This is a genomic window from Brevundimonas sp. BR2-1 (assembly GCF_037626195.1).
Taxonomy (GTDB): domain Bacteria; phylum Pseudomonadota; class Alphaproteobacteria; order Caulobacterales; family Caulobacteraceae; genus Brevundimonas.
Window position 1 is genome coordinate 57,298 of record NZ_JARKMV010000005.1, and the last position, 20,821, is coordinate 78,118.

Sequence of the window (20,821 nt, forward strand, 5' to 3'; positions counted from 1 at the left end):
CTCCCATGAGGATATGACGTGATCCATCGTGGGACAGCGGGGCCTAAGACGCGGTTAACGGAAGCTGAATCTTGACGTCGGCCTCGCCCGGCGCGAGCGTGCGCTCAATCAGGAGACGATCATGGCCGACGGTGCGACAACATCGCTCAAATCGAGGGTGTCAGAGGCGGAATGGAACGTCCGCGTCGAGCTGGCCGCCCTTTACCGGCTGGTGGCCCTGCACGGCTGGGACGACATGATCTTCACCCACATCTCGGCGCGCGTGCCTGGCCCCGAGCATCATTTCCTCATCAACCCCTACGGCTGGTATTTCGAGGAGATCACCGCCTCGTCGCTGGTGAAGGTCGATCTGGACGGGAACATCGTCCAGGAGACGACCAGTTTCATCAATCCGGCCGGCTTCACCATCCACTCCGCCATCCATGGCGCGCGCGAGGATGCCCGTTTCGTCATCCACCTGCACACCGTGGCCGGCGTCGGCGTGGCGGCGCAGCAGGAGGGCCTGCTGCCGATCGGCCAGAACGCCTGCCTGCTGCAGCATCAGGTCGCCTATCACGGCTATGAGGGGCTCGCGCTGAACCATGACGAACGTGCGCGGCTGGTGGCCGATCTCGGCGACAAACCGCTGATGCTGCTGCGCAATCACGGAACGCTGGCGGTCGGCCAGACGGCCGCGGCGGCCTGGGTCGGCATGTTCTTCCTCGAACGCGCCTGCGCCCAGCAGGTGGCGGCGCTGTCGGGCGGGCGCGAGCACGTGCTGATGGCGCCCGACGCCGCCCAGGCCGAGACGAAGGAGCAGGGCAAGGGGATCGGCTTCATCTCGGGTCTGGCCTGGCCCGGCGCCCTGCGGATGCTCGACCGGAAATCCCCGGGCTACGACGCTTGAGCCGGATGCCATGAAATCGGCCGGGGGGCTGCTGATCGGACTGGCGGCCTTCGCGACGGCGGGTGCGGCGCAGGCGGGTCCATGGACCCAGCCCAGGGGCCATGGGCAGGTGATCCTGAAATATGAGGACATGCGCGCCGACCGCGGCTTCGATCCGGACGGCTCTCTGGCGGACCTGCCGGCTGAACGGCGCGACACCTCCGTCGGCGTCTTCGCCGAATACGGCCTGACCGGGCGTTTCACCCTGCAGTTCAAGGGCGACTGGCAGTCCGGCGAGGACGCCTTCGTCGACTATGACGGGCGCGGGCCGCTGGAGATCGGCGTGACATGGCAGGCATGGCGCGACGACCGGACCGCCGCCAGCCTGTACGCCGGCTACGCCGACGGCGGCGAGGGCCGCAACGCCGGCTATGCCGCGCCGGGGCAGGGCGACAGCGACTGGGAGGTGCGCGGCTCTGTCGGGCGCTCGTTCGACGGCTGGAGCGGAAGCTGGGCCCCGACCGGCAGTTTCGTGGAGGTGCAGGCCGCGCGCCGCATGCGTCAGGGCCTGCCGGATGAAATCCGCATCGACGCCACGGCGGGGGCGCATTTCAGCGACGACTGGATGGTCCTCGCCCAAGCCTTTGGCGGACAGGCCGACGACGGCGGCCCGCGCTGGCTGTCGGTCGAGGCTTCGGTGGTTCGCGATCTGGGCGACTGGAGCCTGCAGGCCGGCTGGCGCCAGGCGGTCGCCGGCCGCGAGACGCCGGAAAGCGGCGGGCCCGTGATCGCCCTGTGGCGACGGTTCTGACCGCGACATTCAAGCGCGCCTTTCCGGCGACGGAAACCGCACCCGTCCCCGTTTCAATCACTTTGGTTTTGCGTCGACGGCGTCAGCCGCTAAGTCGGCTCGTTCCGCCTGCCAGAGAGCGCCCCGAGTGATCAAACGCCACTTCTTCCTCGCCGCCGCCGCGGTCCTGCTGGGCCTGATGGTCGTGGCTGTCGTGCTGAAGATGGCCTTCGCCGGGGATGAGAAGGCTGGCGGCGGTCCCGGAGGCCGCGGCGGCCCCGGCGGCGGACGCGGCCAGACGGTGTCCGAAGCCGTGATCGGCGCCCGTTCCTTCACCGACGAGATCCGGGTGCTGGGCGTCGCGCGCGGCCGCCGCTCGGTAAACATCACTTCCTCGACCACCGAACTGATCACCCGCGTCCTGTTCACCGACGGACAGCGGGTCGCGGCGGGCGCGCCCCTCGTCGAACTGCAGGCGCGCGAGGAAGACGCCGGCATCATCGAGGCCCGGGCCCAGGTCGCCCAGGCCCAGCGGCAGTACGACCGGTTCAAGACACTGGCTGATCAGGGCATCGCCCCCCGCGTCACCGCCGAGGACGCCCAGACGGCGCTGGCGACGGCGCAGGCTTCACTGTCGGCCGCCCAGGCGCGCCGCGGCGACCGTCTGATCCGGGCCCCGTTCGCCGGGGTTCTGGGCCTCAGTTCCGTGACGGCGGGCACCCTGGTCAATCCGGGCGGGATCATTACCACTCTGGACGACATCGATGTCGTGCGCGTCGATTTCCCCGTCCCCGAGCGCTATCTGGGCGTGCTGCGCGCCGGGACGCCGATCCGGGCCACCATCGACGCCTATGGGAACGAGGTCTTCAACGGCCGCATCGCCCTGATCGACACCCGCATCAACGAACAGACCCGCGCCGTGACCGCCCGCGCCGAAATCCCCAACCCCGGCTATCGCATCCGCCCCGGCATGGCCGTGCGCGTCGCCGTCCAGCAGGGCCAGCGCACCGCGCCGGCGGCGCCCGAGGCGGCGGTCCAGTACGAAGGCGACGGCGCCTTCGTCTATCGCATCGCACGGGGCGAGCGGGGCACAACCGCCCAGCGCGTCGAGGTCGAGACCGGCTCGGTCGAGGGCGGCTTCGTCGAGATCATATCCGGCCTGAACGCGGGCGACCGCATTGTCGGCTCGGGTCTGAACCGCATCCAGCCGGGCGCGCCGGTCAGCGTCGCCGGCCAGGGCGGCGGCAGAGGGCAGGGCGGCGTACGCGACGCGGCTCCCGCAAAGGGCGCCGCCCGATGATGCTGTCCGACCTCGCCGTCCGCCGCCCCGTCTTCGCGGCGGTGGCGGCCATCGTTCTCTGCGTAATCGGCGCTGCGGCCTTCTTCTTCCTGCCGGTGCGCGAGCTGCCTGACGTGGATCCGCCCATCGTCTCGGTCAGCACCAGCTACGCGGGCGCCTCGGCCGAGGTCATAGAAAGCCGGATCACCGAGCCGATCGAACAGCAGATCGCCGGCATCCAGGGTGTCGAGCGCATCAACTCGTCCAGCCGCGACGGCCGCTCGAATGTCTCGATCGAATTCTCGCTGGACCGCAACATCGACGACGCCGCCAATGACGTTCGCGACCGGGTGTCCCGCGTCGTCGGCCGTCTCCCGGATCAGGCCCAGCCGCCGGAAGTGTCCAAGGCCGACACCGACAGCCAGCCGATCATGATCCTGTTCCTGCGTTCCAGCGTGATGAACCGGCTGGAGCTGACGGACTACGCCGACCGTTATCTGATCGACCGTCTGGCCACAGTGCCCGGCGTGGCGCAGGTGCAGATCTACGGCGAGCAGCGCTACGCCATGCGCATCTGGCTGGACGCCTCGGCGCTGGCCGCTCGCGGCCTGACCGTGACCGATGTCGAGACCGCCCTGACGGCCCAGAACGTCGAACTGCCCGCCGGCCAGCTCGAGTCGGGCCAGAAGGACTACACCGTCCGCGTCGCCCGCACCTACGCCCGCGCCGAGGACTTCCGCCAACTGCCCATCGGCACGCGCGGCTCCGGCACGGCGGCGACCACAACGACCGGCGCGGCGTCCAGCGCGACCGCCCTGCCCAGCGGCGCCTCGGGCGCCATCCAGGGCCAGTCCGGCTACGTGACCCGGCTGGGCGACATCGCCCGCATCGAAGAGGCCCCGGCCGAGGATCGCCGCCTGTTCCGTGGCAACGGACAGGATCAAATCGGACTCGCCGTCACCCGACAGGCCCAGTCCAACGACCTCGCCATCTCAAAGGGCGTCAGGGACATGCTGGAGCAGGTCCGTCCCAGCCTTCCGGCGGGCGCCGAATTGGTCGTGGGGTCGGACAACTCCGTCTTCACCTCTCACGCCATCGAGGAGGTCTGGATCACCATCGGCATTTCGCTGGCCCTGGTGGCGCTGGTGAATTTCATCTTCCTCGGCAGCATGCGGGCGGCATTCATCCCCTCGATCGTCGCGCCCATCTGCCTTCTCTCCACCTTCATCGTCCTGGCCCCGCTGGGCTTCTCGCTGAACCTGCTGACCCTTCTGGCGCTGGTTCTGGCCATCGGTCTGGTGGTCGACGACGCCATCGTGGTGACCGAGAACATCCAGCGCCGTCTCGACCACGGCGAGCCGCCACTGGTGGCCGCGGAGCGCGGCACGCGTCAGGTGTTTTTCGCGGTGGTGGCGACAACCATCGTCCTGCTTGCTGTGTTCGCCCCGCTGCTGTTCCTGCCTGGCTATGTCGGCCGACTGTTCATCGAGCTGGCCGCGGCGATCGCGGCGGCCGTCGCCTTCTCGGCTTTTCTGGCCCTGACCTTGTCGCCCATGCTGGCTTCGCGCATCCTGAAACCCGCTTCGGGCGGCGGCTGGCTGGCGCGCAGGGTCGATCGCGCCATGGAGGCGCTGCGCAACTCCTATCAGAATTCGCTTCAGGCCCTGCTCGGCAAGCGCATCGCGGTTGTGGGCGTATCCGCCCTGGTGCTGATGGTCGCCGGCGGCGCGGCGGCGATGTTCTTCGCCCTGCCCAATGAACTGGTTCCGGCGGAAGACCGCGGCCGGGTGCAAATCCGGGTCCAGGGACCCGAGGGCGCCGGCTTCGACTACACGCGAAAGATCATGATGGGGATCGAACCCATACTCGCCGAATACAAGGCCAGCGGCGAAGCCGACAGCTACCTGATCTCCGCTCCCGGATTTGGCGGCGGCGGCTTCAGCTCCGGTAACGGCGTGCTGATTCTCAGCGACTGGTCGGAACGTGACCGTGCCGCCGACGAGATCGCCCAGGAGCTGAACGGCAAGTTGCGCGGCCAGACCGACGCCCAGGTCAACGCCTCGGTCCCCGGCGCCTTTCAGCGCGGCGGCGGCAACTCCAACTCGATCGAGATGGTCGTCACCGGCGCCGAATACGAGGACATCTACAACTGGCTGCAGCCCGTGCTCGCGGCCTCGCTGGAGAACCCCGGCTTCTCGCGTCCGCGCCTGAACTACGAGCCGAACGCCCCCCGTCTGCTCGTCGACGTCAATCCGGAGAAGGCGGCCGCGCTGGGGGTGTCGTCCCAGGCCGTGGGCCGCACGCTGGAGACCATGTTCGGCTCCCGCCGCGCCACCACCTATCTGCGCGGCGGTCAGGAATACGACGTCATCCTGCAGACCCGGCGCGACGACCGGCGCAGCGTGGGCGACCTCGAAGCCCTGTATGTCGCGACCGGATCGGGCCAGCTGGTCCCGCTGTCTGCGGTGGTCACCACCCAGACGTCGGGCGACACGCCCGACCGGCGCCGGCTGGACCGGCAACGGGCCATCTCGATCTCGGCCGACCTGAACCCCGGCACGACCCTGGCCGACGCAACCGAATTCATGACCCGGGTGTCGCGCGAACAGCCCCAGGGCGTGGTCACCACCCAGTGGGGCGGGGCCGCGCGTGACCAGCAGGAGGCGGGCGGCGCCGTCGCCGCGGCCTTCGGCCTGGCCCTGTTGCTGGTCTTCCTCGTGCTCGCGGCCCAGTTCGAAAGCTGGATAACCCCCGCGGTGATCATGCTGACCGTGCCGCTTGCCGCCGCGGGCGGCCTGTTCGGCCTGATGATGGCGGGCTCCAGCCTGAACATCTACTCCCAGATCGGCCTGATCATCCTGATCGGCGTGGCGGCCAAAAACGGCATCCTGATCGTCGAATTCGCCAACCAGCTGCGCGACCAGGGCCGGTCAATCCATGATGCCATCATCGAGTCGTCCACCTTGCGCCTGCGTCCGATCATCATGACCTCGATCGCCACCGCCTTCGGCGCCCTGCCTCTGGTGCTGTGGCAGGGCGCGGGCGCCGGCAGCCGCCAGACCATCGGCGTGGTCATCTTCGCCGGGGCCATGTTCGCGACCCTGCTGACCCTGTTCGTGGTGCCGGTGATCTACGGCGTGCTGGCGCGCTTCACCAGATCGCCTGAGTACACGGCCCGCAAGATCGAGGAGTGGGAGGCCACCGAGGCGACTGCCAACGACGCTGTGCCGGCGGCGGCGGAGTAGAACACGCTTGTCGGGCGCCGTCTCCGGTGGGGCTGGACTGTCCGAATGACAGCCGCCCGCGCTCCCCTTCGCCTGCGGCCGTTCCGAAATGTCCGAAAGTGTCCCACGAATTTTCGCGGACAACGGACAACTCAGTTGGAGGGCGCCGCCACGGGCAAGCCCGCCGGCGGCGTGTAGCCCGTCTCGACCTTGAGCCAGGCGATGACATCCCGACGATCCGTCGCGTCGGGCAGACCGGCAAAGCTCATCTTGGTGCCGCGCAGGAAGGTCCGCGGGTTCTCCAGCCAGTGATCCAGACGTTCAGCGTCCCAGACGAAGCCGGCCCCCTTCACGGCGGCCGAATAGTTGAACTGCGGATGACTCCCTGCAGGACGTCCGAAGACGCCGTACAGATTCGGCCCGGTCATGTTCGGCCCGCCCTCGGTGACGGTGTGGCACGAACGGCAGCGGGCGAAGACGCGGCGGCCGTTTTCCAGATCGGCCTGATTATAGGGCGCGGGCAGGGCGGCCAGCAGGGCCGCCTTTTCCGCCGCAGTCGGCGTGGGCCGGGCGGGGGCGGCCGGAGCAGCTGCCCCGTCGTCGCCCCGGCCACAGCCGGCCAGGGTCACGGCGACGAGGGCGGTCAGGACGAGGCGGGTCATAGGCGGCTCCGGCGATACCCGCCCTTGATAGCCGAACCGCCGCGCCCGGCAACCGGTGCGGCGTCATGCCGGACTGGACGGCGGCTGTTCGCACCTGATAATCACTGTCAACAAGCGCGGGAGACCGCGACGACCCCTGCGAGCGTGATGTCCGATACCCTCAAGTTGAGCCAGGCCCGTCAGGGCGACCGCGGCGTCATCGTCCAGGTCGGCGATCACTGCCATCACGACGAGCACGCGATGGAGCTGGAACGCCGTCTGCTGGAGCTCGGCTTCGTCGAGGGCGCGTGTGTCGAGGTGCTGCACGAGGGCCTGTTCGGCCGGGATCCCATCGCGATGAAGGTGGACGACATGCGCGTCGCCCTGCGCCGGCACGAGGCCGCCAGCCTGACCGTCCGTTTCGAAGCCGTCGCCGTCATGGAAGCCGGCTTCCTGCCGGAAGAGGCGACCGCCTGATGGATATGGCGGTGCGGAGCGCGCGCGTTGCGCTCGTCGGAAATCCCAACAGCGGCAAGACGGCCCTGTTCAACGCCCTGACCGGCGCCCACCAGAAGGTCGCCAACTACGCCGGCGTCACGGTCGAGCGTAAGGAGGGCCTGATCCGCGCGGCCGACGGCCGCACCCTGTCGGTGCTCGACCTGCCCGGCACCTATTCCCTGCGCGCCCGCAGCCCCGACGAGGAGGTCACCCGCGACGCCGTCCTCGGCAGGCTGGCGGGCGAGACCCCGCCCGACGTGATCATCTGCGTCGCCGACGCCACCAACCTGCGTCTGGTCCTGCGTCTGGTGCTGGAGCTGAAGGCCGTCGGCCGGCCGATGGTGCTGGCGCTCAACATGTACGACATTGCCCAGCGTCAGGGCCTGCGCATCGATCTGGAGCGGCTGTCGGCTGAACTGGGCGTACCGGTCGTTCCGACAACCGCCACCCGCAAGCGCGGCATCGACGATCTGATTTCCACCGTCGCCGGCGTCGTCGACGCCGCGCCTCAGACCGCCGCCAACGCCTGGACCGCCCCCGACGCCGCCGCGCTGCGCAGCGCCGCGCGCGAGGCCGAGCGGATCATGAAGGCCTGCGTTCGCCCGCCCGAGCGGCCCGACACACTGACGGGCAGGATCGATTCCGTCCTGCTGCATCCGGTCGGCGGGCTGGTGATCCTGCTGGGCCTGCTGTTCGTGATGTTCCAGGCCGTCTTCACCTGGGCCACCCCCCTGATGGACGGCATCGAGGGGCTGCTGGCGGCGCTGGGCGTGGCGGTCGCGACCGTCATGCCAGACGGGATCTGGCAGAGCCTGATCGTCGACGGCCTGATCTCGGGCGTCGGCAGCGTGCTGGTCTTCCTGCCGCAGATCCTGATCCTGTTCCTGTTCATCATCCTGCTGGAAGACTTCGGCTACATGGCCCGCGCGGCCTTCCTGATGGACCGGATCATGGGCGGGGCGGGGCTGCACGGTCGCGCCTTCATCCCCCTGCTCAGCAGTTTCGCCTGCGCCATTCCCGGGGTCATGGCGGCGCGGGTGATCGACAGCAAACGTGACCGGCTGACCACCATCATGGTGGCGCCGCTGATGACCTGTTCGGCGCGGATTCCGGTCTACACCCTCATCATCGCCGCCTTCATCCCCAACCAGCAGGTCTGGGGCTTCGCCAGCCTGCAGGGGCTGGTGATGTTCGGCCTCTACGCCGCCGGCATTGTCAGCGCCCTGGCCGTTTCCTTCGTCATTCGCAAGATTTTCTGGAGGGGCGCGGTCGAGCCCTTCATGATGGAGCTGCCGGCCTACAAGACGCCCGACATGAAGAGCGTCCTGTTCAATCTGTGGCTTCGGGCCCGGATTTTCCTCGAGCGGGCAGGGCGGATCATCCTGCCCTTGATGATCATCGTCTGGGCGCTCGCGACCTTCCCCTATCCGCCCGAGGGCGCCACGGGGCCGGCCATCGACTACAGCTTCGCCGGCATGATCGGCCATACGCTGGAGCCGCTGTTCGCGCCCATCGGGTTCAACTGGCAGATGGTTATCGCCCTGGTGCCCGGCATGGCCGCCCGCGAGGTCGCCGTGGCGGCCCTGGGCACGGTCTACGCCGTCGCCGATCCCGAGAGCGCCACCAGCCTGCTGGGCGCGACCCTGGCCGCGCAGTGGTCGCTGGCCACGGGCCTGGCCTTCCTGGCCTGGTACGTCTTCGCGCCGCAGTGCGTGGCGACGCTGGGCGTGGTCAAGCGCGAGCTGAACTCGTGGAAATGGATGTGGGTGATGGTCGTCTACATGTTCGGCCTGGCCTATCTTGCGGCCTTCGTCGTCTACCGGATCACCGTCGCCATGGGCGGCGGCTGACGAGGATGGTGCCGGCTGCAGGAATCGAACCCGCGACATCCAGTTTACAAAAACTTTCAACGAGCATTTTCAGCGTTGTTCAGGAGAGGTCGTCAAACCCGGGAAACCCAGTGGTGGTAGGCATTCTGAGGTTTCACGCCTGTCGTTCTCGTGTCAGGCTGTGTCGATGATTTGTGCCCCCGGTGTGCCCCGGCGACCACTTTGTGCCCCCGGCGTGCCCCCAGATGAGGTGAAAATGGACTATGCCGAAGGTGGTTCTGACCGACAAGGCGATCACGTCAGCGAAGCCAGCAGACGGCAATCGCCTTGAGCTCTGGGACCTGCGAACCGCGGGCCTCTGTCTTCGCATTACGGGCCGGGGCGTTCGTACCTGGATCTTTCGATATCGAACGCCGGACGGCCGGCAGCCCCGCTTTACGATCGGCAAAATGCCTGCGATCGGATTGAAGGAAGCGCGAGAGCAGGTAGCCAAACTCGAACGAGAGGTGGCGCTCGGCGGAGATCCCGCCACAGCGCGCCGCGCTGCCCGAAACGTTCAGGATGCGCCCAAGACATTTGATGAGCTCGCCGACGCCTATTTCGCCGCCTGCGAGTCGGGAGAATGGAAGCCGAAGGGCAAGCGCAAACGGCCGCATGTCATCCGGGGCGAACGGGACCGTGTGCGGCTGCACGTCAGTCCGGGGCTTGGGAAGCGTCCGTTCGCGACCATCATGCGGCCCGATGTGAAGAGCCTCCTTCGGAAGATGACAGCCAAAGGGATCGGCGCCCAAACCAACCTGACCCAAGCCATCATCCGCCAGATCTATAACTTTGCGATCAGCGACGATCTTGTACTTGTGAACCCTGCAACGGGTTTTGCGCCATTCGCTGATACCCGCCCGCGGTCAAGGATCTGGACTGACAAAGAACTCGCGAGCCTCTGGGCGGCCTTGGATGATCCGGCAAACCTTCTCGACGAGGAAGGCAAGGCCATCCATGTCAGCGAACAAGTGAGGATTGCAATCAAGCTGCTGGCCCTCCTTGGGCAAAGACGAGGTGAAGTGATCGGAATGGAGCGAAGCGAACTCGACCTAAGGGCCAAGACCTGGTTGATCGAGGGGCGACGCATGAAGGGAAGCCGCCCTCACATGGTCCCGTTACCGAACGCGGCAATACCTTTGATCGAGCGGGCCATCATGCTTAGCGACGCGGGCCGGGCGGAACCGTCCGCCTACGTCTTCGCCACCGACAGGATTGCAGACAAGGCCATCATGCCCGCCAGCGTGACCCATGCGATCACCCGCCTGAAAGTGGGCCTTGGGATCAAGGGGCCGACCGTGCACGATCTACGCCGCACCATGAGCACCAATATGACCAGCGAGCGTTGCGGCGTGTCGCCGTTTATTCGCTCCAAGGTGCTCGGCCATATCGATGCGGGCGGCGGAGCGCTGGTGTCATCGATACACTACGACTCCAACACCTATATCGGCGAGAAGCGCCGCGCGCTGGAAACCTGGGCGGATCTTCTCAGCCGAATTGTTCGCGACAGTGAGCAAGCACACGAACCGGCGGGTTCCTTGGCGTGAAGGGTCTCAACGGTGCAGTCCCTGTCGTCGTCACGTGACTTTCGCTCCGACCAGACGCGAAGCGGACGACACTTGCCCACCGATAAAGTGCTAGTTGAACACCGGGTCTCGATGCTCCGGTGACGGTTCCCATCACCAGTCGGCGTCATTTCTCGGCACCCGGAAAGTGTCGGGGCCTCTTCGAGCCCGCGTCAACCATTCCCTTCTTCTGAAGCGACTGCCGCTCAATCCCGAAGCTGAGCTGCGCAGTACGCGAGGGCCTGGGTCATGCGCCCCTCTACAGTCTTTGGCCGGATGCCGAGACGTTCTGCGATTGCTTCATTGGTCATGCCGCCGAAACGACTAAGCACAAAAACGTCGCGGAGCTTCTGCGGCATACCCAGGACGATCTGCTTCAGAACGAGGACTTCGACCTGGCTGGACCTTTCCGCACCCGCTTGGCTCACGAGGCTGAAACTGTCGACCTCGGCGCGCCGGAGGTTCTTGCGATAGCCGTCCAGAAACAGATTTCGGGCGACCTGAAGAAAGAAGGCCTTCGGTTTCCTGATTTCGGGCGGAACCCGCTGGCGCAGGAGACGGAGGTAGGTGTCCTGGAGAAGGTCCTCCGCCACTTCGGCACCGTAGCTGCGACGCAAAGATCCGAGCAGCCAGGATTCATGGGCGGCGAACATGGTCTCGAGGTCGGTCCCGCCAAGGACCGCCGAAGATGGGTTCCTAATTCGCCGGCCAGACGCCAAGGCTTCACCTCCGATTACAAGGCCACCCGGATCTGGTCCGGGCGTCGAGATCGGGTCGAGCGAAGCGCGAATGCTCGGGCGCAGGCGGATGCACATTGGTGATGTGCGAACGCCCCGCCGTAGAAGTGTCTTGGCTCAACCGAGGTTCTCACGCCTCGACGCCGCAGCGCGACGCAGCGATACAATGAATCACCCGTGCAACCCTGACAAGTGTGGCGTGAAGGTCGCTCGGTGTGCCGGCATCACCTCCAGGCGCGGTGCGCCGGGCGTTGAGAACGTGGTTGAGCCACGCGCCGCCGCCTTTAGCGTAAGCCTGGACATAGCGGCGGCCACCCGGGCGACGCGACGCTAGCGCATACCCGGCTCCGGTCAAAGTTGATCGGTTCCTCACACTGTCCGCCAGACCTGATTAAGGATTTGCGCCGCGAGCGCCGCCTTGTCCTGGGGGAGGAAGCGGCCGTAGTGCGCCGCCACAGTGGCCGGCGTGTCCTGGATCGCGTAGCTCGCCTGCTCGTAGCTTCCGGTTTGCTTAAGGATGTGGGTGGCCAGGACATCACGGACGCTGTGCGGTCCGTGCGGGAGCAGGCCCGGGATGGCTCCGCGTCCGGTCCACGGGTTGAATATGCCATATCGCTGGATGGTCAGCCGCCAGGACTCATAGAAGGTTTGCTGGTTGTAAGCCGCGTCCCGGCTGCTCGTTTTGACGGTCTTGATGAAAAAGACGCCGGGGTCTGGAGCGCCGGCCAGAAGGATAGGCCTGCAGCGATCAATGTAGTTGTCGATCCACCGGTACAGATCGCCCAAGTCTGGCAGCAAGAGTCGGAACGGGCGTTTGGAAAAATACGCTGAGTTGGCGTTCTTGAACGCGGCGCAGGGGATGAAAACCTCCCAGCCGCCGTCGCGCTCATGCCACCGCAGTTCACCCGCCTTCAGCCGTTCAAGGTCGCGTTCACTGGTGGGGGGCTCACCCCGAAAACGCACCAGGAGTTGACGGAGGTTCTTCTGTCGCAGGCCGAGATGCAGGCCGAGGCGAAGCATCAGGAAGCTCCTGACGCTTTCGGCCGCTGCGCGCGGATGGCGTCGCTGGTCCGGCATCCTCCGCAGGATCTCGTCGGTGATTTTGCGATACTCGGCGACCGGGCTGGCCGCTTCCAGGACCGGGAGAAGCGGTTCGAACGGATCGCGGTGTACCCGGGCGACCCGTTGGATTTCTCGGGCGCGCGAGAGGGCGTGACGGGTGAGCCGTTCGCAAGCGCCGTCCCAGTCATCCTGGATCACGCGAACGTCCTGTTCCGAGATCAACCCGTCGACCGCCTGAAGACTCAGGCCGAGCGCCGGGTTCTGCCTTAGCCAGCCGGTGCCGCTTCGCGCCAGGGCGGCCGCCAAGAGCAGCATCTCGGATTCCCATTGGGTGTAAAATCCGCGGCGCGCTTCCCGCCACTGAATGTACCAGTCCCAGACCGCCGGCGAGACCAGCAGGGCGAAGGTCAGCCTTACGCGCGGTACGCCAAATCCTTGGGTCACCGTGTCAGGTGGCATAGCGAGCGCGCCGAACATCAATCCCAGATGCTCGACCTTTTGCGATGCCGTCTCGGCGTTCCAGACGCCGGACCGTTCGAAGCCTGGCTCGGTGAGGGTACGCGTCTTGAAGCGAAGTAGACTTTCCATCTCCTGCGCTAGGTGAGGCGGCGGCGTGAACTCCGGTCGGGCGGCCAGCTGTTGGCCAGATCGGAGGGGGACGCCCTCCACCAGTCCTTCGAACCGGATGGCGAAGCGATGCTTGGAGGCCTCGGCATGGTAACGGTGAAAAGCCGTGCCGCCCGAGAGGATGCGGCTCCGCACCCAGGCGAGGATCTCATCCTGCTCACTCTGACTTCGTGTGCCGAAGTCGTCCGGGAGATGCCACGCCAACCGCCGCCGCTCTGCCGGATCGGCGCCCGCCGGCTGATGACCGGAAAGGGCGCGACTGCGGCCGAGGCAAGCGTGCAAATAGGCTGCGGGCAGGCGATAGCGATGCTCGATACGATCGACGAGTTGCAAACTGGCGGGTGTGCACGGTTCCTTGACGCCTCGTCGCCAGGCCCGGATGGTCGTTACGTCCGCGGTCCCGCCTGCTGCGATCAACGCGCGGTGGAGGCTCCACGCGCTATCACCGTGTCGCTTCATCTCCGCATCGAGAGCGTCCCCAAACCTATGAGGAGAGCTCATCTGGTCCCAAAGGGCGGGTGGATGCTCGACGACCGGCTTCGGCGGCCGGCCGGGACGTCTTCGCACGGTTCCGGACTTGTCGGCGATGGAGGGGCCGACTGAACGGTTCGGGGAAGAAAACATACGCTCTCCATCAATCGCCACCGACATATCGGCGACCGGGGAGAGACGTTCGGAATACAGGGGGACCCTTGTCCCCACCGTGCGACGGCTGTGGATATGGGCGCGGGGAGGGGTGGGGAGCCTGCAAGCTTGGCGTCGAAGCGTACGGTTTCGGCTGGGCTAAAAAGGCGATCGCGAGCACAACGCCGGCAAAAAGGGTGGGGAGGGCAAGATAAAAGGAGGTTTGCGGTCGCTTCGGTTTTGTCCTTTTGTTTCCACGCACTAGCGGCCGATGGCGACCGGCCTCGCGACTTGTGATGACTTGCGCCCTTTGAGGGCGATTTGCGCATGGCTTGCGAGAGCAGTTAGCACTCCTCCGAGCGACGCTGATCTCTTGCGAGACGGCGAGCAGGTTACCCGTCAGCAGGTGCTAGGCGCATCGTCCCCGCGTCCAGCTCACGGCGCGAAGCCGACCCCGCATCTCTTGAGCGGCGACATGGATTTACTGGCCCTGTAACCGCTCACTAGCGGCTCTTCGCGGGGTTCAGGCGGTGTGGGGTTTCGCTCTGAGCTCGCTAATGCGCGCTTCGCACAGCTCGGCGACGAGATCGCGAAGGCGGCGGGTACCGGAAATCAGCCACTCCAGGTCTTCGGCGGATGCGTCATACTGGTCGCTATAGCGGGCCTCGACATAGGCCCGCTTCAGCAGCTCGAACCGGCGGCGGTCCGCGCGCTGCTCGCGTGGCCATGCTTCGACGAGCCGAGTGTCGGTATCTTCCGCGAGGGAGCGGAGGAATTTGATGTTGTGGGATCGCGGGAAATAGAAGGTGTGGACGAGGAGGAAGCAGGCGTAGGCCGTCTCAACGGCCTGGTGGAGATGGAAGGCGGTACGCTTGCGGGCGTGCTGGCCTTCGGCCACTCGTTCAGACCAGCGTCCCGCATCCTCAAGCCAAGCGCCGATATCAACCAGGCGCGAAGTAGCGAAGCGTTCGGCAGCCTCGGCAGCATTCGCTGATGTCATCGGCTGCGGCAAGGCGAATGGATGTCCCGGCACTTCGTAAAGCGCGATCCCGTCTCGGACGATGTCAGTCCAGAAGTACTCACCGCGGCGAAGCGCGCCGTTCACCTCCTCGAGGTGATGGACGATCAGATTGACGGTGCGGCCGACTGCGGGGTCTCGGAGGATCAGGTCTTCCGAGTTCCACCAGTAATCGGCAATGTTAGTCAGCTTCTCGTCGCTGACGATCACGAGGATGTCGAAGTCTGACTGGTAGCCGTTTTCCGGTTCATCGACCCAGTCCGTCCGGGCGTATGAGCCGAAAAGCACGACCTTGAGGACCATGCCGCCACGGCGCCAAGGCTGAGTGCCTCCGCCTCCACCGTTTTTGGCTGCTTCGAAGCCGGCGAGCAGCGTGTCGCGAACGCGAGCGAGTTCGCGCTGCTGGCGCTCTGGCAGATGGTCGAGGGCTGACCGCATTTGGTGAGTCTAGCCGAAAAACCGCACGTCGCATCCGCGAACAGTGGAGCTGTCGTAAATATACGCAGATGTCGCGCTGCAAGGCCGCTCGGCGCCAGGAGCGGACATTCACAGGGTGCCGGAAAGCGGTACCAGGTAGACGCCACAATCAAAGCAGAACGACCTTGGGGGGCTTAGGTTGGGCTCGTTTCGACCGGCAGTCTGTCCGGTGATCGTTGTTCGGAGAACGCCCTTGAAGCTGCGCCATTGCACCCCATCTGGGAGGAACAAACCAAGATCACTTTGCGCAGGAGCTGAACGTGCCGATCGACAAATACACCCTCCACCGCGACTCACAGACTGAGAAGTGGCGGCTTGAGAAGGAAGGCTCAGACCGCGCAAAGCGCGTGTTCGAGAACAAGGACGAAGCCGTGAAGGGGCTGCGGGACGCGGTGGGCCCGTCAGGCGGCTCCGTGAGGATCCGGAAAGTCGATAATACGATCCAAGAAGAGCGTACCTACCCGCGATCGAAGGATCCCAAGGGGTCGAAGGGCTAGCGGACGATGGCAGTCTTCGCGATCAGTTTCCGTCTTGATCAGGGTCCTGATTACGCGCGGAGATGGCAGTCGGTCGACGCCGCGGTCCGTCGCTTTTCTGCCGGCCCGCCGTTCGACGAAACGACATCATTCTACGTCCTTGAGGCGAACGCCTCCGCCGACTCGCTTTGGAACGCGCTTGTCACCGGTTCCGACCTCGACATGCGGCGCGACGCGCTGGTCGTGCTCAACCTGTCGGCCAAGGACTCCCAGTTTGGCGGCACGGCGATGCCTGATCGACTGAACGCCCTGCTTGCAGCTCGATGAGCGGTGACGGCGCAGGCTGGCTCCTCGGCGCCATGACCGGACATTGGCGGACCCGTCTCAAGCGGACATTCGAGCGGCTTCGCCAGCACTGAAAGGCGCAGCTAGGCGATGCGCCCTGCCAGCCGCCCGCGGGCTCACCGCCGGGCTGCGTTTTGGTCTGAGCTGGTCGGAGGCTAGCGAAGCGTCGTGACTTCCGCCGAGCGCGTCTTTCCGGATGCGGGGTCGCGGTTATACCCTTCTAACCCGCGAAGCGGGTCGTTAGAGTGAAGCTTCAACTTCGGGTGGCCAGTCGCCTCCGTTCTCAATCGGCGGCGAGTCCATGCTTCCACGTTTGCGCATTCTGCAGGTTGGGGATGTCCACTATCCCACTGCCACGAAGGCCAACCGGGCGATCGACGACAAGGACGTGAAGTTTCCTGCCAATCTGAAGGGCACTTTGTCGTCTCTTCCTATCAAGGCGGTCATCCAGCGGATCCACTCAGAGCTGTCTGCGGGCCGGATCGACGCCCTGATCTTCATGGGGGACCTGACAGATCAGGGAGATCTGGCAGGGTTCAGGACCTGCGCCAACTGGCTGATGACTGCTCTCGAACTGGGGACGGGCGAGCGGTTCGCCGACCTGCCGGTTGGCTTCGTTCCGGGAAACCACGATATCGATCGCACCCTTGCTACAACGGCCGGTCTGGATGCCAAGTTTAAGCCTCTCGAGGCTGCCATGGCGGCAGCGGGTGCTACCCATTTCCCCACGGCCGTGCCTCTATCCTTCGCCATAGGCGAGCCTCGGGCATCGGCCACCGTGCATCTGCTCAACAGCTGCTGGGGGTGTGGGGAGCCTGAGAATATCCCAGTTGAGTTCCGCGATGCTATCAAGGCGGCGATCGATGGCGTCATCGTCGCCGATCCCCAAGCGGCGTCGGTTTATTACGACAGGCAGCTGGATACGCCCGCATTCGATGCGGCGACCATCACTACGGTGGCCTCAGCAGTGAGCGACTCCCCGGCGACCTCCCTCTCGGTTCTTGTTGCCCACCACAATCTTTTGCCGCAGCGGACGCCGCGCCTCGCCCCCTATACGGAGCTGGTCAACTCCGGGTCGCTGCGTGGTGCCTTGGTGAGCAGCGGCCGGCCCTGCCTGTACCTGCACGGCCATATTCATGAGGATCCTGTCGAGATCGTACATATCGGCCGCGACCCCCCACTGGTCGTAATCTCGGCTCCCGAAGCTTCGGCCGGGTTCAACATTGTGGAGGTCTCTTTCATGAGGAGCGGTCTCCCCCTGACGTGCGAGGTCATTCCCTTCCGCTACGAGGCCGGTTCGATCCGGCGCGGTGCCAGCCAGTCCATCCCTCTGATGGGCGAGCGTCGGCGGTCCACCGACCGCAACATGGCCAAGGTTTACGCTCATGTGCTGGGAGCCGGCGAGGTCTATTGGGGCGAGCTGAAAGCCTTCGCCGAGACCCTGTCGACTGCTCCCGACGATGATACCTTGGCCGAAATGGTCGAACTCTTGGCCGCTGACGGCCGTTTCCACGTCGAAAACCGCGACCTGGCGATCGACGCATGGATCGTGAAGGCAGTCGTCTGATGGCCAGCCAGATCAACCCGTTCCGTCCCACGCGCTGGGAGCATCACAGCGAGGGCCGCCCACTTATTTGGTTCACGCCAACCGCAGAAAACCTCGCCCAAGAGAAGTCGACCTTCGTGCGCGGCAGCCGCGGCAGCGGCAAGACGACGCTGCTCAAGAGTATCTGCTGGGATGATTTGGCGCACAACGAATCGCTCCAGATGCAGCACGTCATCGGGGACTTCCAGCACATCGGCGTCTATCTCCGCTTCCCCGACCACATCTCCTCCTCCATGGGGCTAGTCGACTGGGCGGCGCTGTTCCCGGAGGCACCGGAGCCAGAGCTGGAGTTCTACCGCTTTTTCTCGCTCGCGGTTGAGCTGTCCTGCCTTGAGCGTGCGCTGACAGCCTGTCACGAGTTGCGGCTCTCCGGTCAGGTCGCCCTCGCCGCCGGACAGGAACTGGCCCTAGTCGCTGAGCTCTTCGAGGAATTCCCCAAACTAGCGGCGTTCGCCGAGGTGGTGCCGAAGACCTTCGTGGCAACGGCGCGGCTATTCCGCGAGGTGGTCCGGAGAATGAACGAGGCCAGCGGCCGGGGCGCGCTGAAGCTATTTATAGAAGCCCTGCCAGCCCGTGAGCCAAACGAACTCCTGAGCTTCGTCACAAGCCGCCTCTCGAAGTGCGCCCGTCTTCGCACTGTCCGATTCGGCGAAAAGCCGCCGGGGTTTAAATTCTGTCTTGACGATTGCGAGGTGCTGAGCCCGGCGCAGCAGCGTTCCGTCAACTCCTTGGTCCGCAAGGCGCGGTTTCCGATTTCTTGGGTGGTCAGCTCAGTTGGCTCCTTTCTAGAGAGCCGGAGCACCTACATCCCCCAGCAGCAGCTAACGGACGCCGATAGACGGGTCGTGTCCCTTGACGACAGGGAGCCAAAGGACTTCCGCCAGCTCTGCCAAGCGGTCGTGGGGCTGCGCCTGCTCTACGCTTTACCGGCCGACGCACGGGGCGAAAAGGGACGGGACGTCGAGCGCGTCTTCCCCATGGACATTCGTCTCGGCCAACAGGATGTCAACGAGACCATCCGCGTCATCGTCAATCGTTCAACAAGCCCTGAGGCCGAAATCTTGCGGATCGCCGCCCGGCGAGTCCGAGAGGCCATGGAGCGGTTCGCGCCCAAGCTGATCGAGCTGGCCCCTCCGGGCGTGCCGGAATGGTTGCCTTGGTACCAGGCTTGGATCCTCCTGCACTGGCGAGGACGGCATGATAATTTTATCGCCCGGCTCGCGCCTGAGGCGCTGGAGCAGCTGGAAATCCACGTCCAGGGTCTGCGGTTCAAACGCACCCAAGCTTGGATACGTCGCAAACAGGTAGGGGCCTTGCTCCATCTCAGCGCCACTCTCGGCTTCCGCAAGCTTCCGCTCGCCGGCCGCAGCATCATTGTCACCCTCGCCGATGGATCGATCCGCGACTTCCTGGAGATCATGGGCGAGATCTATGCAGCTCAGGTGCGGGGCGGCGATCCAGCCGATCCGCGCCAGCTTGCCCGCTTCATCGCGTCTGGATCGCGGATCTCCGCGGCAAACCAAACTGATGGGATCTACCGGGCCAGCGAGGCCTATTTCGAGGGGATCGCCAACCGGATCGACATCGAGCCTAACGCCGTAACGCGGCTTGTGGAGGGGCTGGGCATCTATACCTCCATCCTCCAGAGCAATCCCAATGACGCCAGCGTGCTCGGCAGGTCCGAACGCGGTGTGTTCGTGATGCGCGGGGGTCGCCAGGACGGGGTGGCGAGCAAGGCCTTAGAGTATTTGCGCGAAACCATCCGACAAGCGGAGCTGGCTGGCTACCTCCGGCAAGTGCCGGTGCGTCAGCGGGACGAGGAGGACCTTGATCTGCCAGCACACGCCTCAAGCGCCGCTCGCACCATCGCTTTCAGGCTACATAGACGCTTGGCGCCGCATTTTATGTTCTCCTATCGGGGTGCCTATGAGGCGATCGGCATCGACGCGATCGACTTGGCGGCTCTGTGCATGCCGGGCTCCCGGATCGCTCCGCGTCAGTGGGCAACCGAGCTGGCCGAGGTTTCGCCAGTCCAAGAGTTTCAGCTGTCGCTTCCGTTCGATGGAGTCGAGGATGACTGACGACCGCGCTTCGTTCGGTCCGCTGAGGGTCCGACAAGGCCAGCTAGCCTCGAGCTCCCTCCGCGATACCTACGATCTGTGTATCGCTGTCTGCAGCTGGGAGGCCCGGGCCAGCGCCGCCTTTGAGCAAGTGGCGGAAGTCCAGGGCGCTTGGGAGGTCTGGTCGTTTGCATCCGGAGATGCTGACAAAACCCAAGCCAAAGCAGCTTGTTTTGATCGGCTCAAGTCGGCACGGAACGGCTCGCTCGCCAAGATTGAGCTGGCTGGGTCTCTCAAATACGAGCGGAACTTCCAGCTGATGGAGGATTATTTCCGGAGCCGCAGCCAAGCCAAGGGCGGGCCGCTCGACGTATTGCTCGATATGACCTGCCTGCCGAAGAAATACATGCTGTTCGTGCTGGGCATGGCACTGCGGAACGAGTTCGTTCGGGCGATCGACTTCGTCTATTCAGAAGGTCGATATCGCGCCCCGATGACCGAGGAGGTTCATGGCCCTATGACTTGGAGCCGCAGCGACGGTGACTGGTCCTCGGTGCAGGTACCCTATCTCGAGGCCGACAACTTCATTCCGGACGCGCGCGGCCTAATCGTTTCCCTAGGAGCCGAGATCAGCGCATCCGTGCCCTTCATCGAACGTTATGAGCCCCTACAGATCTCACTGGTTTCTGTGAAGGACGAGGAGTCGCGCATCGACCCAGTGGCGATAGAGGCGGAACGCCGGCTGCTGCGGGAACTGGAAACCCTTCCCATCACCACGTCGGTCGATGCAGCGCTTGAGGATGTACTCGGCGTGGCGCGCTTGTGCCGGTCGTTCTGCAACGACCGGCCGGACATGGCCGTGACCGGTTTGGCAATCGGGTCAAAGCCCCATGCTTTGGGACTTGGACTGGCCGCTCTAGCCGCGCCCAATCTAGAGATCGTGTGCCGCCTGCCCTCTCAGTATCTGTCGGGCGATGTAGTCGCGACGGGTCGAACCTTCGTCTACGCGGTGGAGGATCGATTCGAGCCACGCTGATGAAGCTTTCAGATGCGACTGCG

Annotated in this window: 16 protein-coding genes; 12 read left to right on the top strand and 4 right to left on the bottom strand. The window is 65.3% G+C overall.

Annotated features, from left to right (window positions below; genetic code table 11):
* The first annotated feature begins 121 nt into the window (after positions 1–121).
* The 4 genes from BrevBR_RS16050 to BrevBR_RS16065 all read left to right on the top strand — a co-directional run bounded on the left by BrevBR_RS16050 (position 122) and on the right by BrevBR_RS16065 (position 6,179).
* A complete protein-coding gene (locus BrevBR_RS16050; protein WP_340001605.1) occupies positions 122–886 on the top strand; it encodes a class II aldolase/adducin family protein in 765 nt (254 codons plus the stop codon).
* 10 nt (positions 887–896) lie between these two features.
* Entirely contained in the window at positions 897–1,676 is a 780-nt protein-coding gene (locus tag BrevBR_RS16055; protein ID WP_340001606.1) for a hypothetical protein, read from the top strand.
* A gap of 127 nt (positions 1,677–1,803) precedes the next feature.
* Complete coding sequence (locus tag BrevBR_RS16060; protein WP_340001607.1) at positions 1,804–2,955, top strand: efflux RND transporter periplasmic adaptor subunit; 1,152 nt, start codon at positions 1,804–1,806, stop codon at positions 2,953–2,955.
* Positions 2,955–6,179, top strand: coding sequence for an efflux RND transporter permease subunit (locus BrevBR_RS16065; protein ID WP_340001643.1), 3,225 nt, complete (start codon positions 2,955–2,957; stop codon positions 6,177–6,179). The genes BrevBR_RS16060 and BrevBR_RS16065 overlap by 1 nt, the downstream gene beginning before the upstream one ends.
* A 131-nt stretch (positions 6,180–6,310) precedes the next feature.
* Here BrevBR_RS16065 and BrevBR_RS16070 read toward each other — a convergent pair whose 3' ends face one another.
* Positions 6,311–6,820, bottom strand: coding sequence for a c-type cytochrome (locus BrevBR_RS16070; RefSeq protein ID WP_340001608.1), 510 nt, complete (start codon positions 6,818–6,820; stop codon positions 6,311–6,313).
* A gap of 147 nt (positions 6,821–6,967) precedes the next feature.
* Here BrevBR_RS16070 and BrevBR_RS16075 point away from each other — a divergent pair, with 147 nt between their 5' ends.
* The 3 genes from BrevBR_RS16075 (at position 6,968) to BrevBR_RS16085 (ending at position 10,712) form a co-directional block, all read left to right on the top strand.
* Complete coding sequence (locus BrevBR_RS16075; protein ID WP_340001609.1) at positions 6,968–7,276, top strand: FeoA family protein; 309 nt, start codon at positions 6,968–6,970, stop codon at positions 7,274–7,276.
* On the top strand, positions 7,276–9,147 hold the full coding sequence (feoB, locus tag BrevBR_RS16080) for a ferrous iron transporter B (RefSeq protein ID WP_340001610.1): 1,872 nt from the start codon (positions 7,276–7,278) through the stop codon (positions 9,145–9,147). Before BrevBR_RS16075 ends, feoB begins: the two co-directional genes overlap by 1 nt.
* Positions 9,148–9,389: 242 nt before the next feature.
* A complete protein-coding gene (locus BrevBR_RS16085) occupies positions 9,390–10,712 on the top strand; it encodes a tyrosine-type recombinase/integrase (protein ID WP_340001611.1) in 1,323 nt (440 codons plus the stop codon).
* 224 nt (positions 10,713–10,936) lie between these two features.
* Here the strand turns inward: BrevBR_RS16085 and BrevBR_RS16090 are convergent, their stop codons facing one another.
* The 3 genes from BrevBR_RS16090 to BrevBR_RS16100 form a co-directional block, all read right to left on the bottom strand.
* Positions 10,937–11,383, bottom strand: coding sequence for an RNA polymerase sigma factor (locus tag BrevBR_RS16090; RefSeq protein ID WP_340001612.1), 447 nt, complete (start codon positions 11,381–11,383; stop codon positions 10,937–10,939).
* Positions 11,384–11,836: 453 nt separating this feature from the next.
* Positions 11,837–13,573 (bottom strand): hypothetical protein, encoded by a 1,737-nt coding sequence (locus tag BrevBR_RS16095; RefSeq protein WP_340001613.1) that lies wholly within the window; start codon positions 13,571–13,573, stop codon positions 11,837–11,839.
* 730 nt (positions 13,574–14,303) lie between these two features.
* A complete protein-coding gene (locus BrevBR_RS16100) occupies positions 14,304–15,236 on the bottom strand; it encodes a HEPN domain-containing protein (protein WP_340001614.1) in 933 nt (310 codons plus the stop codon).
* A gap of 299 nt (positions 15,237–15,535) precedes the next feature.
* On the opposite strand from BrevBR_RS16100, the gene BrevBR_RS16105 reads away from it, so the two are divergent.
* The 5 genes from BrevBR_RS16105 to BrevBR_RS16125 all read left to right on the top strand — a co-directional run bounded on the left by BrevBR_RS16105 (position 15,536) and on the right by BrevBR_RS16125 (position 20,798).
* A complete protein-coding gene (locus tag BrevBR_RS16105; protein ID WP_340001615.1) occupies positions 15,536–15,772 on the top strand; it encodes a DUF2188 domain-containing protein in 237 nt (78 codons plus the stop codon).
* A 6-nt stretch (positions 15,773–15,778) separates the two neighbouring features.
* A complete protein-coding gene (locus BrevBR_RS16110) occupies positions 15,779–16,078 on the top strand; it encodes a hypothetical protein (protein WP_340001616.1) in 300 nt (99 codons plus the stop codon).
* A 331-nt stretch (positions 16,079–16,409) separates the two neighbouring features.
* Positions 16,410–17,663: a metallophosphoesterase family protein gene (locus BrevBR_RS16115; protein ID WP_340001617.1), complete on the top strand. Its 1,254-nt coding sequence runs from the start codon at positions 16,410–16,412 to the stop codon at positions 17,661–17,663.
* Complete coding sequence (locus tag BrevBR_RS16120; RefSeq protein WP_340001618.1) at positions 17,663–19,783, top strand: ORC-CDC6 family AAA ATPase; 2,121 nt, start codon at positions 17,663–17,665, stop codon at positions 19,781–19,783. Before BrevBR_RS16115 ends, BrevBR_RS16120 begins: the two co-directional genes overlap by 1 nt.
* On the top strand, positions 19,776–20,798 hold the full coding sequence (locus tag BrevBR_RS16125) for a hypothetical protein (protein WP_340001619.1): 1,023 nt from the start codon (positions 19,776–19,778) through the stop codon (positions 20,796–20,798). Before BrevBR_RS16120 ends, BrevBR_RS16125 begins: the two co-directional genes overlap by 8 nt.
* Positions 20,799–20,821 lie beyond the last annotated feature (23 nt).

Excerpts from the sequence above, each read along its gene's own strand:
- BrevBR_RS16085 (WP_340001611.1), top strand. The coding sequence starts at position 9,390 with ATGCCGAAGGTGGTTCTGACCGACAAGGCGATCACGTCAGCGAAGCCA.
- BrevBR_RS16055 (WP_340001606.1), top strand. The coding sequence starts at position 897 with ATGAAATCGGCCGGGGGGCTGCTGATCGGACTGGCGGCCTTCGCGACG.
- BrevBR_RS16065 (WP_340001643.1), top strand. The coding sequence starts at position 2,955 with ATGCTGTCCGACCTCGCCGTCCGCCGCCCCGTCTTCGCGGCGGTGGCG.
- BrevBR_RS16070 (WP_340001608.1), bottom strand. The coding sequence starts at position 6,820 with ATGACCCGCCTCGTCCTGACCGCCCTCGTCGCCGTGACCCTGGCCGGC.
- feoB (WP_340001610.1), top strand. The coding sequence starts at position 7,276 with ATGGATATGGCGGTGCGGAGCGCGCGCGTTGCGCTCGTCGGAAATCCC.
- BrevBR_RS16120 (WP_340001618.1), top strand. The coding sequence starts at position 17,663 with ATGGCCAGCCAGATCAACCCGTTCCGTCCCACGCGCTGGGAGCATCAC.
- BrevBR_RS16050 (WP_340001605.1), top strand. The coding sequence starts at position 122 with ATGGCCGACGGTGCGACAACATCGCTCAAATCGAGGGTGTCAGAGGCG.
- BrevBR_RS16075 (WP_340001609.1), top strand. The coding sequence starts at position 6,968 with ATGTCCGATACCCTCAAGTTGAGCCAGGCCCGTCAGGGCGACCGCGGC.
- BrevBR_RS16125 (WP_340001619.1), top strand. The coding sequence starts at position 19,776 with ATGACTGACGACCGCGCTTCGTTCGGTCCGCTGAGGGTCCGACAAGGC.
- BrevBR_RS16100 (WP_340001614.1), bottom strand. The coding sequence starts at position 15,236 with ATGCGGTCAGCCCTCGACCATCTGCCAGAGCGCCAGCAGCGCGAACTC.
- BrevBR_RS16090 (WP_340001612.1), bottom strand. The coding sequence starts at position 11,383 with ATGTTCGCCGCCCATGAATCCTGGCTGCTCGGATCTTTGCGTCGCAGC.
- BrevBR_RS16110 (WP_340001616.1), top strand. The coding sequence starts at position 15,779 with ATGGCAGTCTTCGCGATCAGTTTCCGTCTTGATCAGGGTCCTGATTAC.